This is a genomic window from Brevibacillus brevis (assembly GCF_022026395.1).
In the GTDB taxonomy this organism is placed as follows: Bacteria; Bacillota; Bacilli; order Brevibacillales; family Brevibacillaceae; genus Brevibacillus.
This window is the reverse complement of record NZ_CP041767.1, coordinates 2,650,012-2,666,483: the sequence shown is the minus strand read 5'-3', so window position 1 is coordinate 2,666,483 and position 16,472 is coordinate 2,650,012. Positions and strand designations below refer to the sequence as shown.

At 48.1% G+C, this 16,472-nt stretch carries 13 protein-coding genes; 2 read left to right on the top strand and 11 right to left on the bottom strand.

Features of this window, described 5'->3' with window-relative positions; translation table 11 throughout:
* Positions 1 to 13: 13 nt before the first annotated feature.
* A complete protein-coding gene (locus FO446_RS13215; protein WP_173609454.1) occupies positions 14 to 901 on the bottom strand; it encodes a LysR family transcriptional regulator in 888 nt (295 codons plus the stop codon).
* Between the two features lie 114 nt (positions 902 to 1,015).
* On the opposite strand from FO446_RS13215, the gene leuC reads away from it, so the two are divergent.
* Positions 1,016 to 2,446, top strand: coding sequence for a 3-isopropylmalate dehydratase large subunit (gene leuC, locus FO446_RS13210; RefSeq protein WP_173609828.1), 1,431 nt, complete (start codon positions 1,016 to 1,018; stop codon positions 2,444 to 2,446).
* Positions 2,443 to 3,027: a 3-isopropylmalate dehydratase small subunit gene (gene leuD, locus FO446_RS13205; RefSeq protein ID WP_173609455.1), complete on the top strand. Its 585-nt coding sequence runs from the start codon at positions 2,443 to 2,445 to the stop codon at positions 3,025 to 3,027. The genes leuC and leuD overlap by 4 nt, the downstream gene beginning before the upstream one ends.
* 73 nt (positions 3,028 to 3,100) lie before the next feature.
* Here the strand turns inward: leuD and FO446_RS13200 are convergent, their stop codons facing one another.
* The 10 genes from FO446_RS13200 to FO446_RS13155 form a co-directional block, all read right to left on the bottom strand.
* Entirely contained in the window at positions 3,101 to 3,607 is a 507-nt protein-coding gene (locus tag FO446_RS13200) for a GNAT family N-acetyltransferase (RefSeq protein ID WP_173609456.1), read from the bottom strand.
* 115 nt (positions 3,608 to 3,722) lie between these two features.
* Positions 3,723 to 5,381: an AMP-binding protein gene (locus tag FO446_RS13195; RefSeq protein WP_237900817.1), complete on the bottom strand. Its 1,659-nt coding sequence runs from the start codon at positions 5,379 to 5,381 to the stop codon at positions 3,723 to 3,725.
* 141 nt (positions 5,382 to 5,522) lie between these two features.
* On the bottom strand, positions 5,523 to 5,999 hold the full coding sequence (locus FO446_RS13190; RefSeq protein WP_237900815.1) for a hypothetical protein: 477 nt from the start codon (positions 5,997 to 5,999) through the stop codon (positions 5,523 to 5,525).
* Between the two features lie 127 nt (positions 6,000 to 6,126).
* Positions 6,127 to 6,618 (bottom strand): YajQ family cyclic di-GMP-binding protein, encoded by a 492-nt coding sequence (locus tag FO446_RS13185; RefSeq protein WP_047069044.1) that lies wholly within the window; start codon positions 6,616 to 6,618, stop codon positions 6,127 to 6,129.
* A gap of 20 nt (positions 6,619 to 6,638) precedes the next feature.
* Positions 6,639 to 7,427: an SDR family oxidoreductase gene (locus FO446_RS13180; RefSeq protein WP_173609459.1), complete on the bottom strand. Its 789-nt coding sequence runs from the start codon at positions 7,425 to 7,427 to the stop codon at positions 6,639 to 6,641.
* Positions 7,428 to 7,551: 124 nt separating this feature from the next.
* On the bottom strand, positions 7,552 to 10,647 hold the full coding sequence (locus FO446_RS13175) for an efflux RND transporter permease subunit (protein ID WP_237900813.1): 3,096 nt from the start codon (positions 10,645 to 10,647) through the stop codon (positions 7,552 to 7,554).
* Positions 10,648 to 10,651: 4 nt separating this feature from the next.
* Positions 10,652 to 11,875 carry an efflux RND transporter periplasmic adaptor subunit gene (locus FO446_RS13170; protein WP_237900811.1) on the bottom strand — a complete coding sequence of 408 codons (1,224 nt, stop codon included), beginning with the start codon at positions 11,873 to 11,875 and terminating at the stop codon, positions 10,652 to 10,654.
* A gap of 249 nt (positions 11,876 to 12,124) precedes the next feature.
* A complete protein-coding gene (gene pepF, locus FO446_RS13165; RefSeq protein ID WP_173609462.1) occupies positions 12,125 to 13,984 on the bottom strand; it encodes an oligoendopeptidase F in 1,860 nt (619 codons plus the stop codon).
* A gap of 97 nt (positions 13,985 to 14,081) precedes the next feature.
* Complete coding sequence (locus FO446_RS13160; protein ID WP_237900809.1) at positions 14,082 to 15,368, bottom strand: UDP-glucose dehydrogenase family protein; 1,287 nt, start codon at positions 15,366 to 15,368, stop codon at positions 14,082 to 14,084.
* A gap of 12 nt (positions 15,369 to 15,380) precedes the next feature.
* The gene (locus FO446_RS13155; protein ID WP_221867087.1) at positions 15,381 to 16,454 is read right to left on the bottom strand and encodes a glycosyltransferase; all 1,074 of its coding nucleotides are present in this window, start codon (positions 16,452 to 16,454) and stop codon (positions 15,381 to 15,383) included.
* Positions 16,455 to 16,472: the final 18 nt, after the last annotated feature.

Below are 16,472 nucleotides of genomic sequence, written 5' to 3'. Positions count from 1 at the left end.
TTCTTGTTTGCCTTTATATTTTTCCACCCTGCTCAATGAGACATCGTACAAACGCTTCAGCCGGGCGTGACAGCGGTTTGTCCTTACGATACGCCACGACGAGTGTGCGTGAAGGTTTTGTTTTTATCCGAACATAAGTTGGCGGTTCGATCGTTCCGGGTGCGAGTGTAATCATTTTCGGTGCAAACGACAACCCCATGCCTGCTGCAACAAGTGACTGAGCCGTCTGGATGTTTGAGCTCTCAAACACGATTCGCGGTCGGAATCCCGCCTGCTCACAGAGCCGAAGCGAGATCGTGCGGAAGCCTTGCCCCTCTTTTAACAGGATAAAAGGCTGATCGGCTACCTCCGCGAGATCGACTTCTTTTCGTTTCGCGAGCGGATGATTGGCTGGTACCGCCAAAAAGATTTCTTCGTTGATTGCGGGGATGATTTCCAGAGACGGATCACTAATGGGCATGGTTAGTAGGCTGACATCAATTTTCCCCCGCACAAGTAGCTGCTCCAAATGACTCGACGTTTCCTCCATCAATTGCAGCTCGACACCTGGAAATTGCTGTGTAAACGTAGGCAACACCCTTGGAAGCACGTACGCCCCTGTGATCGGTAAACTTCCGACTAACAATTTGCCACTTTCACCTACGGCATAAGCGCGCATTTCCCTCTCTAGCCCCTCTGACATGTCGACGAGCGTTTGCGCCACCTGTATGAAGCGTTGGCCCGCATCAGTCAGTTCTACGTGCTGCGGCAAGCGATGGAACAAGCTGACACCGAGTATTTTCTCCAGCTTCGCAATTTGTTGACTCAACGACGGTTGGGCCAAATGTAATCGATTGGCTGCACGGGAGAAACTGCGTTCTTCCGCAACAGCAAGTACATAACGAATTTGTCGTAACTCCATATAGACCTCCCGATAGGCAAAAACTATCCTTCTTATAATTATTATATCTTTGAACTATTCTCTTTGCCATGTTACAACCTTGTTAAGAGTTTTTGAACGAAGGAGGAAAACATGATGACAGCCCGTACGATGTTTGAAAAGATTTGGGACAATCACGTTATTCACGAAGAGGCAGGCAAGCCGAGCCTTTTGTATATCGACCTGCACCTGGTTCACGAGGTGACTTCGCCGCAAGCCTTTGAAGGACTCCGCTTGGCTGGCCGCAAAGTACGTCGTCCAGAGCTTACCTTCGCAACCATGGACCACAACGTACCGACTGCTGACCGTTTTAATGTCAAGGATCCAATTTCTCGTCAACAAATGGAAACCTTGACGGCGAACTGTGCGGAGTTCGGGATTACACTCGCGGATCTGAATAGCCCGGATCAAGGGATCGTCCACGTCATTGGTCCTGAGCTCGGACTCACACATCCAGGCAAAACAATTGTCTGCGGTGATAGCCACACCTCCACTCACGGAGCATTTGGTGCCCTCGCCTTCGGTATTGGTACCAGTGAGGTGGAGCATGTACTCGCAACACAATGCTTGCAGCAATCCAAACCAAAAACGATGGAAGTGCGCGTAAACGGCGACCTGCCATTCGGTGTCAGTGCAAAAGATTTAATTTTGGCGATTATCGCAAAATACGGAACTGACTTTGCAACTGGCTACGTCGTAGAATACACAGGTGCTGCGATCCGCAACCTGACCATGGAAGAACGCATGACGGTATGCAACATGACGATTGAAGGTGGCGCTCGTGCTGGCTTAATCGCTCCTGACCAGACTACGTTTGATTACCTGAAAGGCAAGCGTTATGTTCCGCAAGGGGAAGATTTCCTTGCAGCTGTTGAGGCTTGGAAAGAGCTGTGCACGGACGAAGGCGCTGTGTTTGATGCCTGTGTAGAAATCGAGGCAGCTGAGATCGCACCGCAAGTGACATGGGGAACGAGCCCTGGTATGGGGACGAACATTACGAGCACTGTTCCAAGTCCTGAGTCATTCGAGACAGCCGCACAGCGCAAAGCGGCCCAGGATGCTCTGGCGTACATGGACCTTGCCCCTGGCACTCCTATGAGCGAAATCAAAATCGATCGCGTCTTTATCGGCTCCTGTACAAACGGTCGGATCGAAGACTTGCGCAAGGCAGCCGAAGTGGCAAAAGGACGCAAGGTCTCCCCTTCCGTACACGCGATGGTCGTTCCTGGCTCTCAGGCAGTTAAGCAGCTCGCTGAGCAAGAAGGCTTGCACCTCATTTTTCAAGAAGCTGGCTTTGACTGGCGCGAATCTGGTTGCTCCATGTGTCTGGCAATGAACCCGGATATCCTGTCCGAGGGTGAGCGTTGTGCTTCTACCTCAAACCGGAACTTCGAAGGACGTCAAGGACGCGGCGGACGGACACATCTGGTCAGCCCGGAAATGGCGGCAGCAGCAGCTATCGCAGGTCACTTCGTAGATGTTCGTGAATGGAAAAACGAGAACGCTAGCAAGGAGGTCTTCCAATGAATCCATTTGTCATCCACACCGGAGTGGTAGCCCCACTCGATCGTGTAAACGTAGATACGGATGCAATTATCCCTAAGCAGTTCTTGAAGCGCATTGAACGCAGCGGTTTTGGTCAATTCCTGTTCTATGAATGGCGCTTTACTGTCGATGGTGCGCCCATCGATTCGTTCATTCTGAATACGCCTGCATACAAGGAGTCTACTGTCCTTCTTGCCCGCAACAATTTTGGCTGTGGCTCCTCTCGTGAGCATGCGCCATGGGCACTCCTTGATTATGGCTTCCGCTGTGTGATAGCTCCATCCTTTGCGGACATTTTTTACAACAACTGCTTCAAAAACGGCATCCTGCCGATCAAGTTGAGTGAAGAGCAAGTCGATGAGCTGTTCAACCGTGCCGAAAACAAGCCAAACTACCAGCTGACCATCGATCTGCAAGAACAAGTTGTTCGTGACAGTGAAGGTCTCTCCTACCCGTTCGAGGTAGACGCCTATCGTCGTTACTGCCTGCTGAATGGTCTCGACGATATTGGAATTACGTTGCAGTATGAAGATAAGATCGCTGCATACGAGGCAAGCCGATAAGCTTCCATCCATAGCGTAGCGCATAGAAAAAGCGAAGGCATCCGCTAATGTGAGCCTTCGCTTTTTTCATGTTCTATAAAAGAATATACATGTGGCTCTCATCAAAGTATTGATCGCCATTTTTCAGTGCACGCTTTTCTAACCCATATGGAATAAAGCCCATTTTCTCATAAAGACGAATGGCAGCCGGATTGGTCGTAACGACAGCGAGTTGTACCGTATCAATATCTCCCCGCTCCTTTAAGTAGGCAAGTTCTGCCTGCATGAGCGCTTGTGCGACACCTGTCCCGCGATAGACTTCACGAACGTACATCGAGATGATAGAAGCTTTGTGTCTCGCTTTTAGCCCTCGGTGGCGGAAAAAACCGATGATGCCAGCCAGATGTCCTTCCACAAATGCACCAAAATAGCCGCTATCGCCTGAATCCCCTTGAGAAAGTCTTTGCCGCCACTCTTCCATCGATACCTGCATAGCCTCTTCATAGGTAGAGCCGAATGCGTCTGGATCTGTTTGCAGCCCTTCCAGTCTAATCTTTACCAACTCTTCTGCATCTTCTGGTCCCAAAAATCTGATTTCCATGCTTGGCTGCACCTCTCCTATTTTGATTTCCACTTATCTTAGTCAAGAGTTGCTCGAAAGTAAAGAACTATCTAAAAAAGCGCCAGGAGCATCTCCCTAGCGCTTGAACCTCATCCTATGCAGTTCCCGTTTGATTTGGATCGCTTTGTCCAAACAGCTGCAACGCTTGCTCCCGCAGCTTGAACTTTTGTATTTTACCGGAAGCGGTCATCGGATATTCGTCTACAAACTGTATGTAGCGAGGAATTTTGTAATGAGCAATCTTCCCTTCGCAATAGTCCCGCACCTCATCCTCGTACAACGTCTCGTTGGGCTTTACCCGAATGCACGCCAATACCTGCTCTCCGTATTTGGCATCCGGTATACCTACTATCTGGACGTCCAGCACTTTTGGATGTGTATAGAGGAACTCTTCTACTTCACGAGGATAAATATTTTCCCCTCCGCGTATGATCATGTCTTTAAGCCTGCCTGTAATCTGATAGTAGCCTTCTTCATCGACGGTTGCCAAGTCTCCGGTATGTAGCCAGCCTTCGTGATCGATGGCCTTGACTGTCTCCTCTGGCATATTGTAATAGCCCTTCATAACCAAATATCCTCGCGTACACAGTTCGCCTTGTACACCTGGCGGCAAAATATCACCTGTCGCTGGATCGATGATTTTTGCTTCTACTTCTGCATGCAAACGACCGACAGTGGATACTTTTCGCTCGAGGGAATCTTCTGGTACAGTCTGTGTGATGACAGGAGAAGCTTCCGTTTGACCGTACGCTATCGTAATGTCACGGATTCCCATTTGATCGACGACCTTCTTCATGACCTCAATCGGGCATAAAGAACCAGCCATGATGCCTGTACGCAGCGAGCTGAGATCTCGCTCGGCAAACGTCGGATGGTTCAGCTCGGCAATAAACATCGTAGGCACACCGTACAGTGCTGTGCAGCGTTCGGCCTCCACAACCGCAAGTACAACGCCGGGATCAAAGGCGATGACTGGAACCATCGTTGCACCTGTCGCCACACATGCCAAGGTCCCCATCACACAGCCAAAGCAGTGGAAAAACGGAACCGGAATGCACACCTTATCCTCTAACCCGAGCCGCTGACATTCCGCTACTTTGATGGCATTGTTGACGATATTGACGTGCGACAGCATGACTCCCTTTGGAAAACCAGTCGTGCCGGATGTATACTGCATATTGATAACATCATCAGGTGAAAGCGTCGCCTGGCGTGCCATCTGCTCTTCTTCGGTGACCCGTGAAGCACGCTCGAGCAAATCACTCCACGAAAACATTCCGGGTTGTCGCTCATTCCCTAGATAGATGACATTTTTTAAATGCGGAAGCCTTTTGGATTGTAACGCTCCAGGTTCACATGTCTGTAACTCCGGGCAAATCTCCTGAATCATGGCAAGATAATTCGCATCGCGATAGGAATCCATTAAGAGAAGCGTCGTCGACTCTGATTGACGCAGCAAATATTCCAGTTCATGCACCCGGTAACTCGTATTAACCGTTACCAGCACGCCACCCATTTTCGCTGTGGCAAATTGCGAAATCACCCATTCAGGCACATTGGTCGCCCAAATCGCGATATTGTCCCCTTTTTGAATGCCAAGAGACATAAATCCCCGCGCTGCCTGATTGCATATCGCTTGAAATTCTCCAAACGTATAGCGAAGCCCTCGTTCGTGATAAACCAGAGCCTCCTTTTCCTGATACTTACTAGCTGTGTCGTCTAACATGTTGCCGATTGTGGTCATATGAATCATACAAGCACCCCCAAAACATTCAGACTATTCTGTAGGATTCTTCCTTTCCGCCACAATCCCTTCTTTTTCTCGTGTTCCTTGATAAAATGCGATTTCTCCTCCCAAAAAGAAAAGCGTCCCTTTTGTGGAACGCGATCTGTTTTACTTCACAACGATTTTTTTCGTAGTCTCTATCTTATATGGCAGATGGTTGCTGTAGTTGAGCTCTACGCGAATTTCATGCTCTCCCTTGGGCAACTTTTTCAGTAAAAACTCTGGTTGATAAATCATCCCTTTTGGTTCGCCATTCAGGTATAAATGTGCGTGTCCCTCTCCAAAAACTGGGGCTTCGGCCAATTCGCCATTATCCTGGACAAACGTGAAGTTCTCCGTTAGCAAGGATACTTCTGCCGTCGTCCCATCCACCTTGACCGCCATATTCAGTGCCGGCTTTTCTGACCCTGCTGGCTGGTTCACGGGAGCCGTCGCTGTAACAGAAGCAGATGGATCTGACGGTCGATAAGAGTCCGAGACGCTCAGGGGATCTTTGACCAAAAGTACGATTCCCGCCACCAGTGCTACAAGAAAAACAATTCCGCCTAAAATGAGATTGCGCATACTGATAATAAAGACCTTCATGTCTCTACTCTCCCTTTCGCAAGTGCTTGTCACTTATTTGTACATGCATATGCGAGAGTGAAGAGAGTTAGAAGCAAAAACTTTTCTAGTAGTTCACTGCTCAAAAAGTTAGCTTTTCAGCAAGTAGTTAGCGATAGTTAATAAATTGTACTTCCAACGGCAGATCAGCCTTGCGAATCGCGTTGATGATTTGCTGCAATTCGTCTTTGCTTTTTCCTGTCACACGAATTTGATCGTCTTGAATCTGTGTTTTCACTTTGAGTCCTGTATCTTTGATGATGCTGTTGATCTTTTTCGCATTGTCTTTGTCGATCCCTTGCACCAGCTTGACACGCTGACGGACAGTGCCGCCCGCTGCCGGTTCAATTTTGCCGTAGTCAAGGTTTTTGATCGGGACATCCCGTTTGACGAGCTTGCCAAGCAAAATGTCTTTTACCTGACTGAGCTTGAAGTCATCATCGGAGACGAGGACGAGCTCTTCCTTTTCCAAGGAGATACTGCTCTTGCTTCCTTTGAAGTCAAAGCGATTTTCTATTTCCTTTAATGCGGTCTGAATCGCATTGTTCACTTCGGACAACTCTACTTTGGACACGATATCAAATGAGCTCTCTTTACTCAAATGAATTCTCCTCTCTTTTATTAGATCGCGCGGATCAAGCCTCCATCGACGAGGAAGGATTGACCTGTCACGTAGCTGTTTGCTGGCGAAGCCAAAAACGTCACCATGCGAGCAAACTCGTCAGGCTGACCGTATCTGCCCAATGGGATTTGCTTCTCCCAATTTTCCCTTGCTTCATCAGCACTGATGCCCTTCGCCTCTGCGGTAAACCCATCCAGTTGTGCCACCCGATCCGTCGCAATTCTGCCAGGTCCAATGGTGTTAATCAGAATCCCATCTGGTCCGAGTTCTGAAGAAAGCGTCTTGGAAAGGCCCAATACCCCTGTACGAAACGTATTGGAAAGAAGTAAATTCTCAATCGGCTGTTTAAAGGACGAGGAAGCGAAGTTGATGATTCTGCCAAATTGGTTCGCTCGCATATGGGGCAAAACAGCACGAATAGCACGTACATAGCTGAGCAAATTTAGCTGGAAGGCTTGCATCCACTGTTCGTCGGTGAGCTGATCAAATCTGCCTGTTGCAGGCCCACCTGAATTGTTAATTAATATATCGACGCTGCCAAAATGCTTGACCGTTTCTTCCACAACTCGCTTGATATCTTCCTCCTTTGTCACATCCACTGTTACAGCAAGAGGTGATTTTCCAGTAGCCTGTTCGATCTCAGCTCGAACGATTTCCAGAGCAGCTTCATCTCTACCGCATATCGTGACATTCGCTCCTTCTTCGGCGAGGCACTGAGCTGTTGCCTTGCCCAAGCCTTTTGACGAGGCGAGTACCAGAGCCGTTTTTCCTTGCAAAAATAGATCCATATGCTTGCTCCTTTCATGGTTCACTCAGGTATGTATCTTGATCTCTTTATTCTACAGAACTTTCAGACGAAGGAAAAGCAAAAGAGAAGGGGTACAGCATATACTCCCCTTCTCTTGCAAATCACTATACCTCTGTCGGAGGTACGTTCTTGTCTTTGTTTTGTTTTGCCTCTCGTTTTGCTTCTCGCTTCGCTTGACGAACCGCTTTGCGCGCCAGTCTTTTTTCCTTCGCCCCCTCAAACAGGGAGTACAGGACAGGAACGAGCACCAGCGTAACAATGGTATGGAAGATCAAGCCAGCGATTACAGCAGTTGCGAGCGGTGCCTCCAAATCAGAGCCTTCCGCCATCGCAAGTCCCATCGGCAGCATCCCGAGAATCGCCGTCAGCTTCGTCATGATAACAGGACGAATTCGTTCTTTGGTTCCTTGGATAATGGCTTCGGCTGTATCCATTCCACGCTTGCGGAGCAAGTTGATCCGGTCGATCAGAAGAATCGCATTGGAAACGACGATACCAACCAGCATGATAATCCCAATCATCGCCATTTCACCGAAAGTCCGCTGTGTAAGGACGAATCCTAACACGACACCGACCAGTGCCATTGGAATGGTCAGCATGATGATAAACGGCTGGGAAAGACGTCCGAACTGAGCAACCATGACGACATAGATCAAGGCAAGTACACCAACGAATACAAAGATCGCTTGTGTCATATTCGTGCTTTGTTCTTTCAATTTTCCGGCGATCTCTACTTTGTAGCCTGCTGGAATGACTACACCTGGGAGCTTCTCTCCGATCTCACGACCAACTCCGGCCAAATCGCCACCTTGAAGCTCAGCGGAAACGGTGATGATCCGCTCGCCTTTTTTGTGCTGAATCGTAACGGGAGATTTGCTATAGGTCATCTCTACCAAATCAACCAAAGGCACTGCTGCACCATTTTTCGCACTCACCATGACGTTTTTAAGTTGATCCGGGTGCTTCAGCCAGTTATCAGGCATTTTAGCCACTACGTTCACTTCGATTCCGTCCTGCGTGATAGAAGTAATTTGTTGGCTGCCAATCAGCACGCTCAATTGTTGTAACAGCGAACGATGATCTACATTCAGCCTTGCGAGAGCTTCTTCTTTTGGCAATAACGTGACCTTTTCCTTGCCTTCTTTAAAGTCGTTGCGAATGTTGCCGACACCGGAGATGGTAGAAAGCATTCCTTCCAGATCGGTAGCGATCTTGCTCATCTGCTCCATGTCGTCCCCGAAGATTTCCAATTGGATCGGCGCACTGCCACCCTGTTGTCCGTAAGACATAGAGACCGTTTCAATTCCTGGCAAGCCATTCAAAATATTGTTGATATCTTCATTCAAAGCTTCCTTATCCCTTGTTCTTTCTGTTTTCGGAATCAAGGAAATGAATAACTCTGCACTTTCCTTGGAAGCAAAGAAGAATACATCGTTAATTTCGGGGATTTTCCGCAGCGCATCTTCCCCGGCTACAGCTGCTTTTTGTGTTTTTTCCAGTGTAGACCCAATCGGCATGTCAATATTGGCAAAAATGATATTTTCATTTGGATTGATCCCTTGGCCAGTTTTCATCATTGGCGTAAGGAATGCTGATCCGACTAGCATCAAAATCGCCAGTAAAATCGTTTTGACGCGATGTCTAATCGCAATTTGCAAAAGTCCGCTGAACGTACGGATGATAAAGTGTTCTTTCCCTTCACCTTCTAGCGAAACGTGCTTATCCTTTTGCAAGAAGCGATTGGAGAATACGGGAACAAAAAAGAATGCGGCGATTGTTGAAGCGATAATGGCGGCAGACACGGTAAACGCGATTGTTCCCAAAATCGGTTTGAGCCAGTCTTCAAAATCTGCAAGGACGAGCGGCAAGAAAACGATAATAATCGTAAGCTGCGAAGTAAACACAGGCGTCAGTACTTCTCTCGTTCCTTTTACAATCGCCTGTTTGAGCTCCTCGCCTTTCTCTCGATAGTGATAAATACTCTCCAGCACCACAATCGCGGCGTCAACAATCAATCCGACGGATAAGCTCAAGGACAACAAGCTGATCATGTCAATGTTGTACCCGCCGATTTTCATCGCGATAAATGTCATCAAAGCAGAGAGTGGCAGCGTCGTTGCAATAACGAGAGTAACCCTCCAGTTACGAAGGAAAACGAACAGGATGATAATCGCAAGCGCTCCACCGATCATCACATCACGACTGAGGTTGGAAACCGCATGCTTAATGAAGGAAGCTCCTTCAAACATGACTTTGATGGTATATTTGCCATTCGCTTCTGCATTTAATTCGCGAACAACCTCTTCTACCTTCGCTTGCGTGGTAATCAAATCATAACCATCCGATCGTGTAACGCTCAAATGAACAAAAACGGAGCTGTTTGTAAGCGCTACTTGATCCTTCACTTTTCCACGCAGGTCTTCAATGTCTGCGAGCTGATCTAGGGAAACCGCCCCCTTCGGCGTATCGATCGACAGAGCTCTCATTTCCTCCGCGTTTTGGTACGAATTGTCGATCATGACTACTGTGTCAAAACCTTTGTTCTCCAGCGTCCCAATCCCTTGTTTCCAGTTCGTATCCTGCAGTTGCGAGATGACTGCTGCAGGATTGGTTTGATATGCATTCAATCGCTCAGGCAACAGAGAAATGGCAATTTTATTTTCGAAGCTTCGGTCAGAAACCGATACTTCCTTGACTCCCTCGATTTCCTCAATGCGGTCCTTGATCGATGTTTTGGCCAGACTCAGCATCGTCTTCGGATCAGCACCTACGAGAGCATAGTCAATCATCTGTTCGCCACCAAAGCTGCTCTGGTTGACTTCTACGGAATCAATGGCTTTCGGGAACCCATTGCGAAGGCGGTTAACGGCATTTTGCACATCTTGCTTGACTTGCTCGCCTTTTCCTTCGTTCGCAGAAATATTGATACTTACGTGCCCAGCACTCGTTGAAGAAGAATATTTTTTAATATCATTAATCGATTTTAGCTCTTGTTCTACTTTTTTCGTTATTTTCTCTTCCATCTCTTCAGGAGGAAGTGACCCACCCGATATCCGAACAAAAATGTCCGGGAAGTTCGTTTTCGGTACCAATTCAATATTAAAGCTAAACAAGGACCCCAGTCCGGCAATGACGAGCAAAAAAGTAAACAAATAGACAATCAGTTGTCTCTTAAGCAAAAAGAGAATCATCTTGTTCATGTAACTATTCTCCCTTCGCCTCTACTTTTTGCCCTTCGACGTAGAATGTAATTCCACTGCTAAGGAGCTGGTCGCCTTCTTTCACTCCAGATACGATTTCGATAGAGTCTCCGACCATTTGACCGGTTTTCACTGGTTTTCTTACAGTCAGCCCATTCTCGACTGCCATCACGTAATGGTCGGTTTGACTCACGCCGACACTTTCCAGCGGCACGAGGAAGCCATTCACTTGGCGCGGTACCTCAATTGTCGCGGCCATTCCTCCACGCCAGTAACCATCTGCATTCGGAATCGTGATCTCGACGCGGTACTTCCCTGTATCCTTGTTCACAACTGGAGATATAAATGCAATGGTTCCTTCACTTTTCTTACCATCGTCCGACAAAGCCTGCACCTTCGTTTTCTCACGGAATTGACCGATCAATTCATTGGAGACATCCAAGGTTACTTTTACGTCAGACAAATCGACAATACGAATAATTTCTTGACCTGGAGAAGCCTGCTCTCCCCTTTGCAGCCTTACATCCACGACTGTTCCCGCAAATGGCGCCTGAATTTTAGCATCATCCAAGCTCTTCTTCGCACGGTCTACACCGCCTGCAGCAGCTTTAATCGATGCGTTGGCGACCATGACATCTTCTGGCTCTGCTCCTTTTTGTAGCTCATTTAGAGATAGCTGAGCGTCACGCAGTGTAATCTCTGCTTGCGTAAAAGCCCGTTTACTTGCATTTATTTCGTTTTGCGAAATGGCTCCACCGGCAAACAGCTTCTCACTTGTTGCGAGATCCTGCTTTGCTTTATCCAGGCTGTCTTGCGCACTTTTTACTTGCAAACGTTTCTGTTCAAGTGCTTCTGTTGTCGCACCTTTTAACGTCTTGATTTTACGCGCTGCTGCTTCCTCTACCTGCCCCTGTGCCGCTGCAATTTCTTTTTGGTGGTAACGCGTATCCAATGTGGCCAATAACTGACCCTGCGCGATTTTTGCTCCTTTGGTCGCGGAGATCGCTGAGATTGTTCCGCCTGTACCAAATGACAGTACCGCGTCACGCTTGGCTTCCACCATCCCTGTGACTGCGAGCATCACTGGCTTTGTTGCCTTTTGTACCTTTACAACCTCTACTACCTTCGCCTTTGCCTCTGTCTGCTGCGGTGCCTCTGGTGCTGGTGCTGAACAACCAGCAGCGACCAACATGACCGAAGCCAGAATAATGGATGCCCGTTTTTTCACAAGAATTCCTCCAAATTTTCACAATCATTCCTCATGGCGTAATTGTGCCAGTTTTTACCTCTGCTGCAAAACAGTCAGCGGGTGGAAATTCATCTCCGCCCCGAGACGGATAACAGTTCCGAACAGCGCATAAATAGATACGTAAGATAACTGGGAAAGTTACCTTTTATTGGACGATCTCGAAGAAAAATTTACAAAAAAAAAGCAGTCAAGTCATAGACCTGAACTGCCTTTAGGATTTGATCCATTTTATTGTTCGACCAGCTGTTCCAGTTCTTCGAGCAATTCCTTGAAGACACTCAATGCTTCTGCAATTGGTGTTGGCGACGTCATATCTACTCCGGCGCCCTTGAGCAGATTGAGCGGATAATCCGAGCTGCCGCCCTTGAGGAACTGCAAATAACGATCCACGGCTGGCTGACCTTCCTCCAAAATCTGCTTCGAAAGAGACGTCGCGGCCGAGAAGCCAGTCGCGTACTTATACACATAGAATCCGCGATAGAAATGAGGTATCCGTGCCCATTCCAAATCAACTTCGCTGTCTACGACCATATCTGGACCGTGATAGGCAACATTGAGCTCACGGTAAATCGTACTGAGAGATTCGGCTGTCAGCGGCTCTCCCTGCTCTTCTTTTGCGTGCACAATTTTCTCAAACTCAGCAAACATGGTTTGACGGAATACGGTGCCACGGAACTGCTCCAGATAGTGATTGATCAGGTACATACGTTGTTTCTTGTCTGTCGTCGTCTCGAGCAAATGATTCATCAGAAGTGCTTCATTCAATGTGGAGGCTACTTCTGCTACGAAAATCTTGTAATCAGCATACGTGTAAGGCTGTGCGTGATTGGAATAGTAGCTATGCAAAGCATGCCCCATCTCATGGGCGAGCGTAAACATGTTGTTGACGTTGTCCTGATAGTTCATGAGGACAAACGGATGCGACGTATAAGCGCCCCATGAGTAAGCTCCGCTTGTCTTCCCTTCGTTTTCATGCACATCGATCCAACCGTTGGAAAAGCCCTCTTCCAAAATGCGACCGTACTCCTCACCCAGTGGATGAAGTGCTTCTTTGATCGTTGAGACAGCTTGGTCATACGGGATTTTCATGTCCGTCTCAGGTACAATCGGCACGTACAAATCGTACATGTGCAATTCATCTACACCCAATAATTTTTTGCGCAAGGCAATGTAACGGTGCATAAGCGGAAGATGCTCGTGGATCGTTGCAATCAGGTTATCGTACACAGGGAGCTCCACATTGTCGGCAAACAAGGCTGCGTACAGGGCAGACGGATATTTTCTCGTCCGCGCGTAGAAAACATCCCCTTTGATGGCAGATGTCAGCGAGGCTGCGATCGTATTGCGGAACTTGCCATACGTACTGTACAACGCTTCGAATGCTTCTTTGCGCACGCGTCGGTCTTTGCTTTCCATGAACTGCGTATAGCGTCCCTTGGTCAGCTCGACTTCCTCGCCGTTTTCATCGGTGATCATCGGAAATTTCATGTCAGCGTTGTTGAGCATCCCAAAAATTTTAGAAGGCGAGGACGCAAGCTCACTCATGTTTGCCAGCAATGCTTCTTCCTCGGCGGACAACGTATGTGGCTTGAAGCGAGTAATCTCTTCCAACAAAATGCGGTAGTGCTCAAGACCCTCTACTTCTTTGATCCACGTTTGCAAGTCTTCCGTCGGAATCGCCAAAATCTCCGGCTGTATGTACGAAATGGAACCGTATACTTGCGTGCTCAGGCTGGTCGCTCTGTCGGTTAGCCCTTGATACTTGCTATTCGCATTGTCTTCGTCACGGCGCATACGTGCATAGACGTACACTTGGTCAAGCGTCTTCAACAATTCATCTTGCAGAGTCAACACGGCCAGCAACTGTTTACCGGAAGTAGCCAGAGAGCCTTTCATTGCTGCGATTTTTTCTGTGAGCTGTTTTACTTTTTGAACGTCCGCTTCCCAATCATTATCCGTGGGATACATGTCCTCAAGACGCCATTTGTATTCAGCGGGGACGTCACTGCGTTTCGGCAGTGTTTTGCTTTTATTCACCGTGATCACTCCCTCGTTATTCATGTAAGATGAAATGGTCAAATCATCCATATGTGTATCCTATCGTATTATGCCTACAGGTTCAAATCAATCAGACGCTTTCATGTTTTCCACAGAAAAAAAGCTGAGCTTTCCCGAAATGGAAAAGTCAGCTTCTTCCTACTCCGATATAATGAAAGCCTGCTTCCTTTACCTCCTGGTTCGGCCAGGCATTTCGACCGTCTACCAAGATCGGCAGCGCCATGCTTTGGTGAACCTGTTTCCAATCCAGCTGGACACACTGTTCCCATTCTGTGACCAATAATGCGGCGTGTGCTCCTTCGCATGCTTCTGTCGCGGATTGCGAATACGTGATCTGTGGAAACTGCTTACTGACACCAGATGCTCCAATCGGATCGAACGCCTTCACGGAAGCACCTTTTTGCAGAAGTGCTTCTATCAATTTGAGCGATGGCGCTTCGCGGATGTCATCCGTATCCGGTTTAAACGTCAACCCCAGAACGGCAATTTGTTTCCCTTTCAGATCAGGGAGTTGCAAGCACAACTGTTCCAAAAACCAGGCAGGCTGCGTATTATTCACCTCTCGCACTTTATCCAAAATGCTTAATTGAATATTGTGCTCAGCTGCTAGCTGCAATAGCGCAATCGTATCCTTCGGAAAACAGGAGCCGCCATAGCCTACTCCGGCCCGTAAAAATTGCGGACCGATTCGGCTGTCCAGTCCCATTCCTCTCGCGATCGTCACGATATCCGTTCCCAGCGCAGTACTTAATCGTGCTAGCTCATTCATGAAGGAGATTCGCGTGGCCAAAAATGCATTTGAAGCGTATTTGATCAGCTCCGCGTTTGCTCTGGTCGTGACTACTCGCGGTGCCTTCACACCGTTGTACAGTTCCTCCATGCGATCCGCTGCCTGTGAATTATCTATGCCAATGACAATTCTCGAAGGCTCCAATGCGTCCAACAATGCACTCCCTTCCCGTAAAAACTCCGGGTTGGATGCAACAGATATCCCTTGGCAGCCAGCCAGCATCCCCGCTACTTTTTCCCCTGTTCCGACTGGTACGGTACTCTTGATTACCACGATGCGTTCTTGCGGTGCGAGCGAATGTACCTTTTCAATGTCAGAAACTGCCCCGAGTAAATAGGTTAAATCGGCTGTGCCGTCTGCTGCTTCAGGTGTCCCTACACAAATGAACAAAATCTCTGCATCCTTTGCCTCTGCCAGATCTGTATAAAAAGTGAGCGCGCCATTATCCAGTACTTTTTTCAATGCCTCATCCAAGCCCGGCTCGTAAATCGGCGATATCCCTTGGCGCAATTTGTCTACTTTGGATGCAACGAGGTCAATACCAGTCACCTGATGACCGTTCATGGCAAGGGAAACAGCAGTTGTCAAACCTACGTAGCCGGTCCCAATAACGGCAACTTTCATTCCTTCACCTCATCATTTTTTTGACACACGCAAATAGAGCTCTTCTAGCTTCATCCGTTGCTTATGGATATCATGGTTTTTTTCTACTTTCAGTCGAGCCTCTGCCGTGATCTGTGCCCACTCGTGACTTTCTGATAGTACTCGGTTTATCATTTTCCCAAGCGCAGTCGGTGATTTCTCCGGCACCAGATATCCCGTCACTTTGTTTTCGACCAGCTCCGGAATCCCCGCGTGATAGGTGGAAATGACAGGGCGTCCGCTAGCCATCGCTTCCATGATGACATTGGGAATTCCCTCTTGGTTGCCATTTCTCGCGGTCTTGCATGCGATGATGAACAAATGGCACTTGGCCAGTTCACGCTGGACTTCACGATGTGGCAGAGCTCCTTTGAGCACGACTTGTGTGCCTAACCTGTTTTTCTTGATCAGTCGTTTGAGCTTCTTTTTTTCTTCTCCATCACCGACGATGATCAGCTTTGCCTTGGGATGTTTTTTATGCACGTGAGTAAACGCCTTGATAAGCGTATCCATCCCCTTTTTTTCAGTTAGTCTTCCTACGCTAAGTAAACGGTACTCCCCATTTTCCACGGGCTGAGGCGGCAGCATGGGAAATTTGCGCAAATCAATTCCTGAGCGGATAAGGGTAATTTTGGACGGGGGACAGCCCAGATGAATCAAGCGCTTTCTCATGTGATTGCTGACGACTGTAAACGCCTGGCCCTTTCGAAAGAGACGCATAAGGGACCTCCTGTACACTGGATTTTCTTTTACGCGCTTAGTCGCATCAAAGCCGTGAAAGGAAGTGATCAGGGGGAGCTTGCTTTTTTGTGCATAAGGAAGCAATTCTAATCCAGCAGGACCAAAACGGGCGTGCAGGCATTTAATTTTCTTTTGTCGCAGCCAAGTGGAGAGGCCGGCCATATGCTTGCGCACATAGACCGGCGAATAAGGAAATTGTTTTCGGTTAAAGGCTCGCTGTCGGGTCAACACCACGGGTTTGACCACTTGATGTCCAAGCAATTGCTCGTAAATAAATGTTTCGCTTTTGGGAAGAAACTTTCTGCGATAAACGAGGACCCGATGCATGCAACTGGCCTCCTTTAT

Excerpts from the sequence above, each read along its gene's own strand:
- FO446_RS13215 (WP_173609454.1), bottom strand. The coding sequence starts at position 901 with ATGGAGTTACGACAAATTCGTTATGTACTTGCTGTTGCGGAAGAACGC.
- leuC (WP_173609828.1), top strand. The coding sequence starts at position 1,016 with ATGACAGCCCGTACGATGTTTGAAAAGATTTGGGACAATCACGTTATT.
- leuD (WP_173609455.1), top strand. The coding sequence starts at position 2,443 with ATGAATCCATTTGTCATCCACACCGGAGTGGTAGCCCCACTCGATCGT.
- FO446_RS13200 (WP_173609456.1), bottom strand. The coding sequence starts at position 3,607 with ATGGAAATCAGATTTTTGGGACCAGAAGATGCAGAAGAGTTGGTAAAG.
- FO446_RS13195 (WP_237900817.1), bottom strand. The coding sequence starts at position 5,381 with ATGATTCATATGACCACAATCGGCAACATGTTAGACGACACAGCTAGT.
- FO446_RS13190 (WP_237900815.1), bottom strand. The coding sequence starts at position 5,999 with ATGAAGGTCTTTATTATCAGTATGCGCAATCTCATTTTAGGCGGAATT.
- FO446_RS13180 (WP_173609459.1), bottom strand. The coding sequence starts at position 7,427 with ATGGATCTATTTTTGCAAGGAAAAACGGCTCTGGTACTCGCCTCGTCA.
- FO446_RS13175 (WP_237900813.1), bottom strand. The coding sequence starts at position 10,647 with ATGAACAAGATGATTCTCTTTTTGCTTAAGAGACAACTGATTGTCTAT.
- pepF (WP_173609462.1), bottom strand. The coding sequence starts at position 13,984 with ATGGATGATTTGACCATTTCATCTTACATGAATAACGAGGGAGTGATC.
- FO446_RS13160 (WP_237900809.1), bottom strand. The coding sequence starts at position 15,368 with ATGAAAGTTGCCGTTATTGGGACCGGCTACGTAGGTTTGACAACTGCT.
- FO446_RS13155 (WP_221867087.1), bottom strand. The coding sequence starts at position 16,454 with ATGCATCGGGTCCTCGTTTATCGCAGAAAGTTTCTTCCCAAAAGCGAA.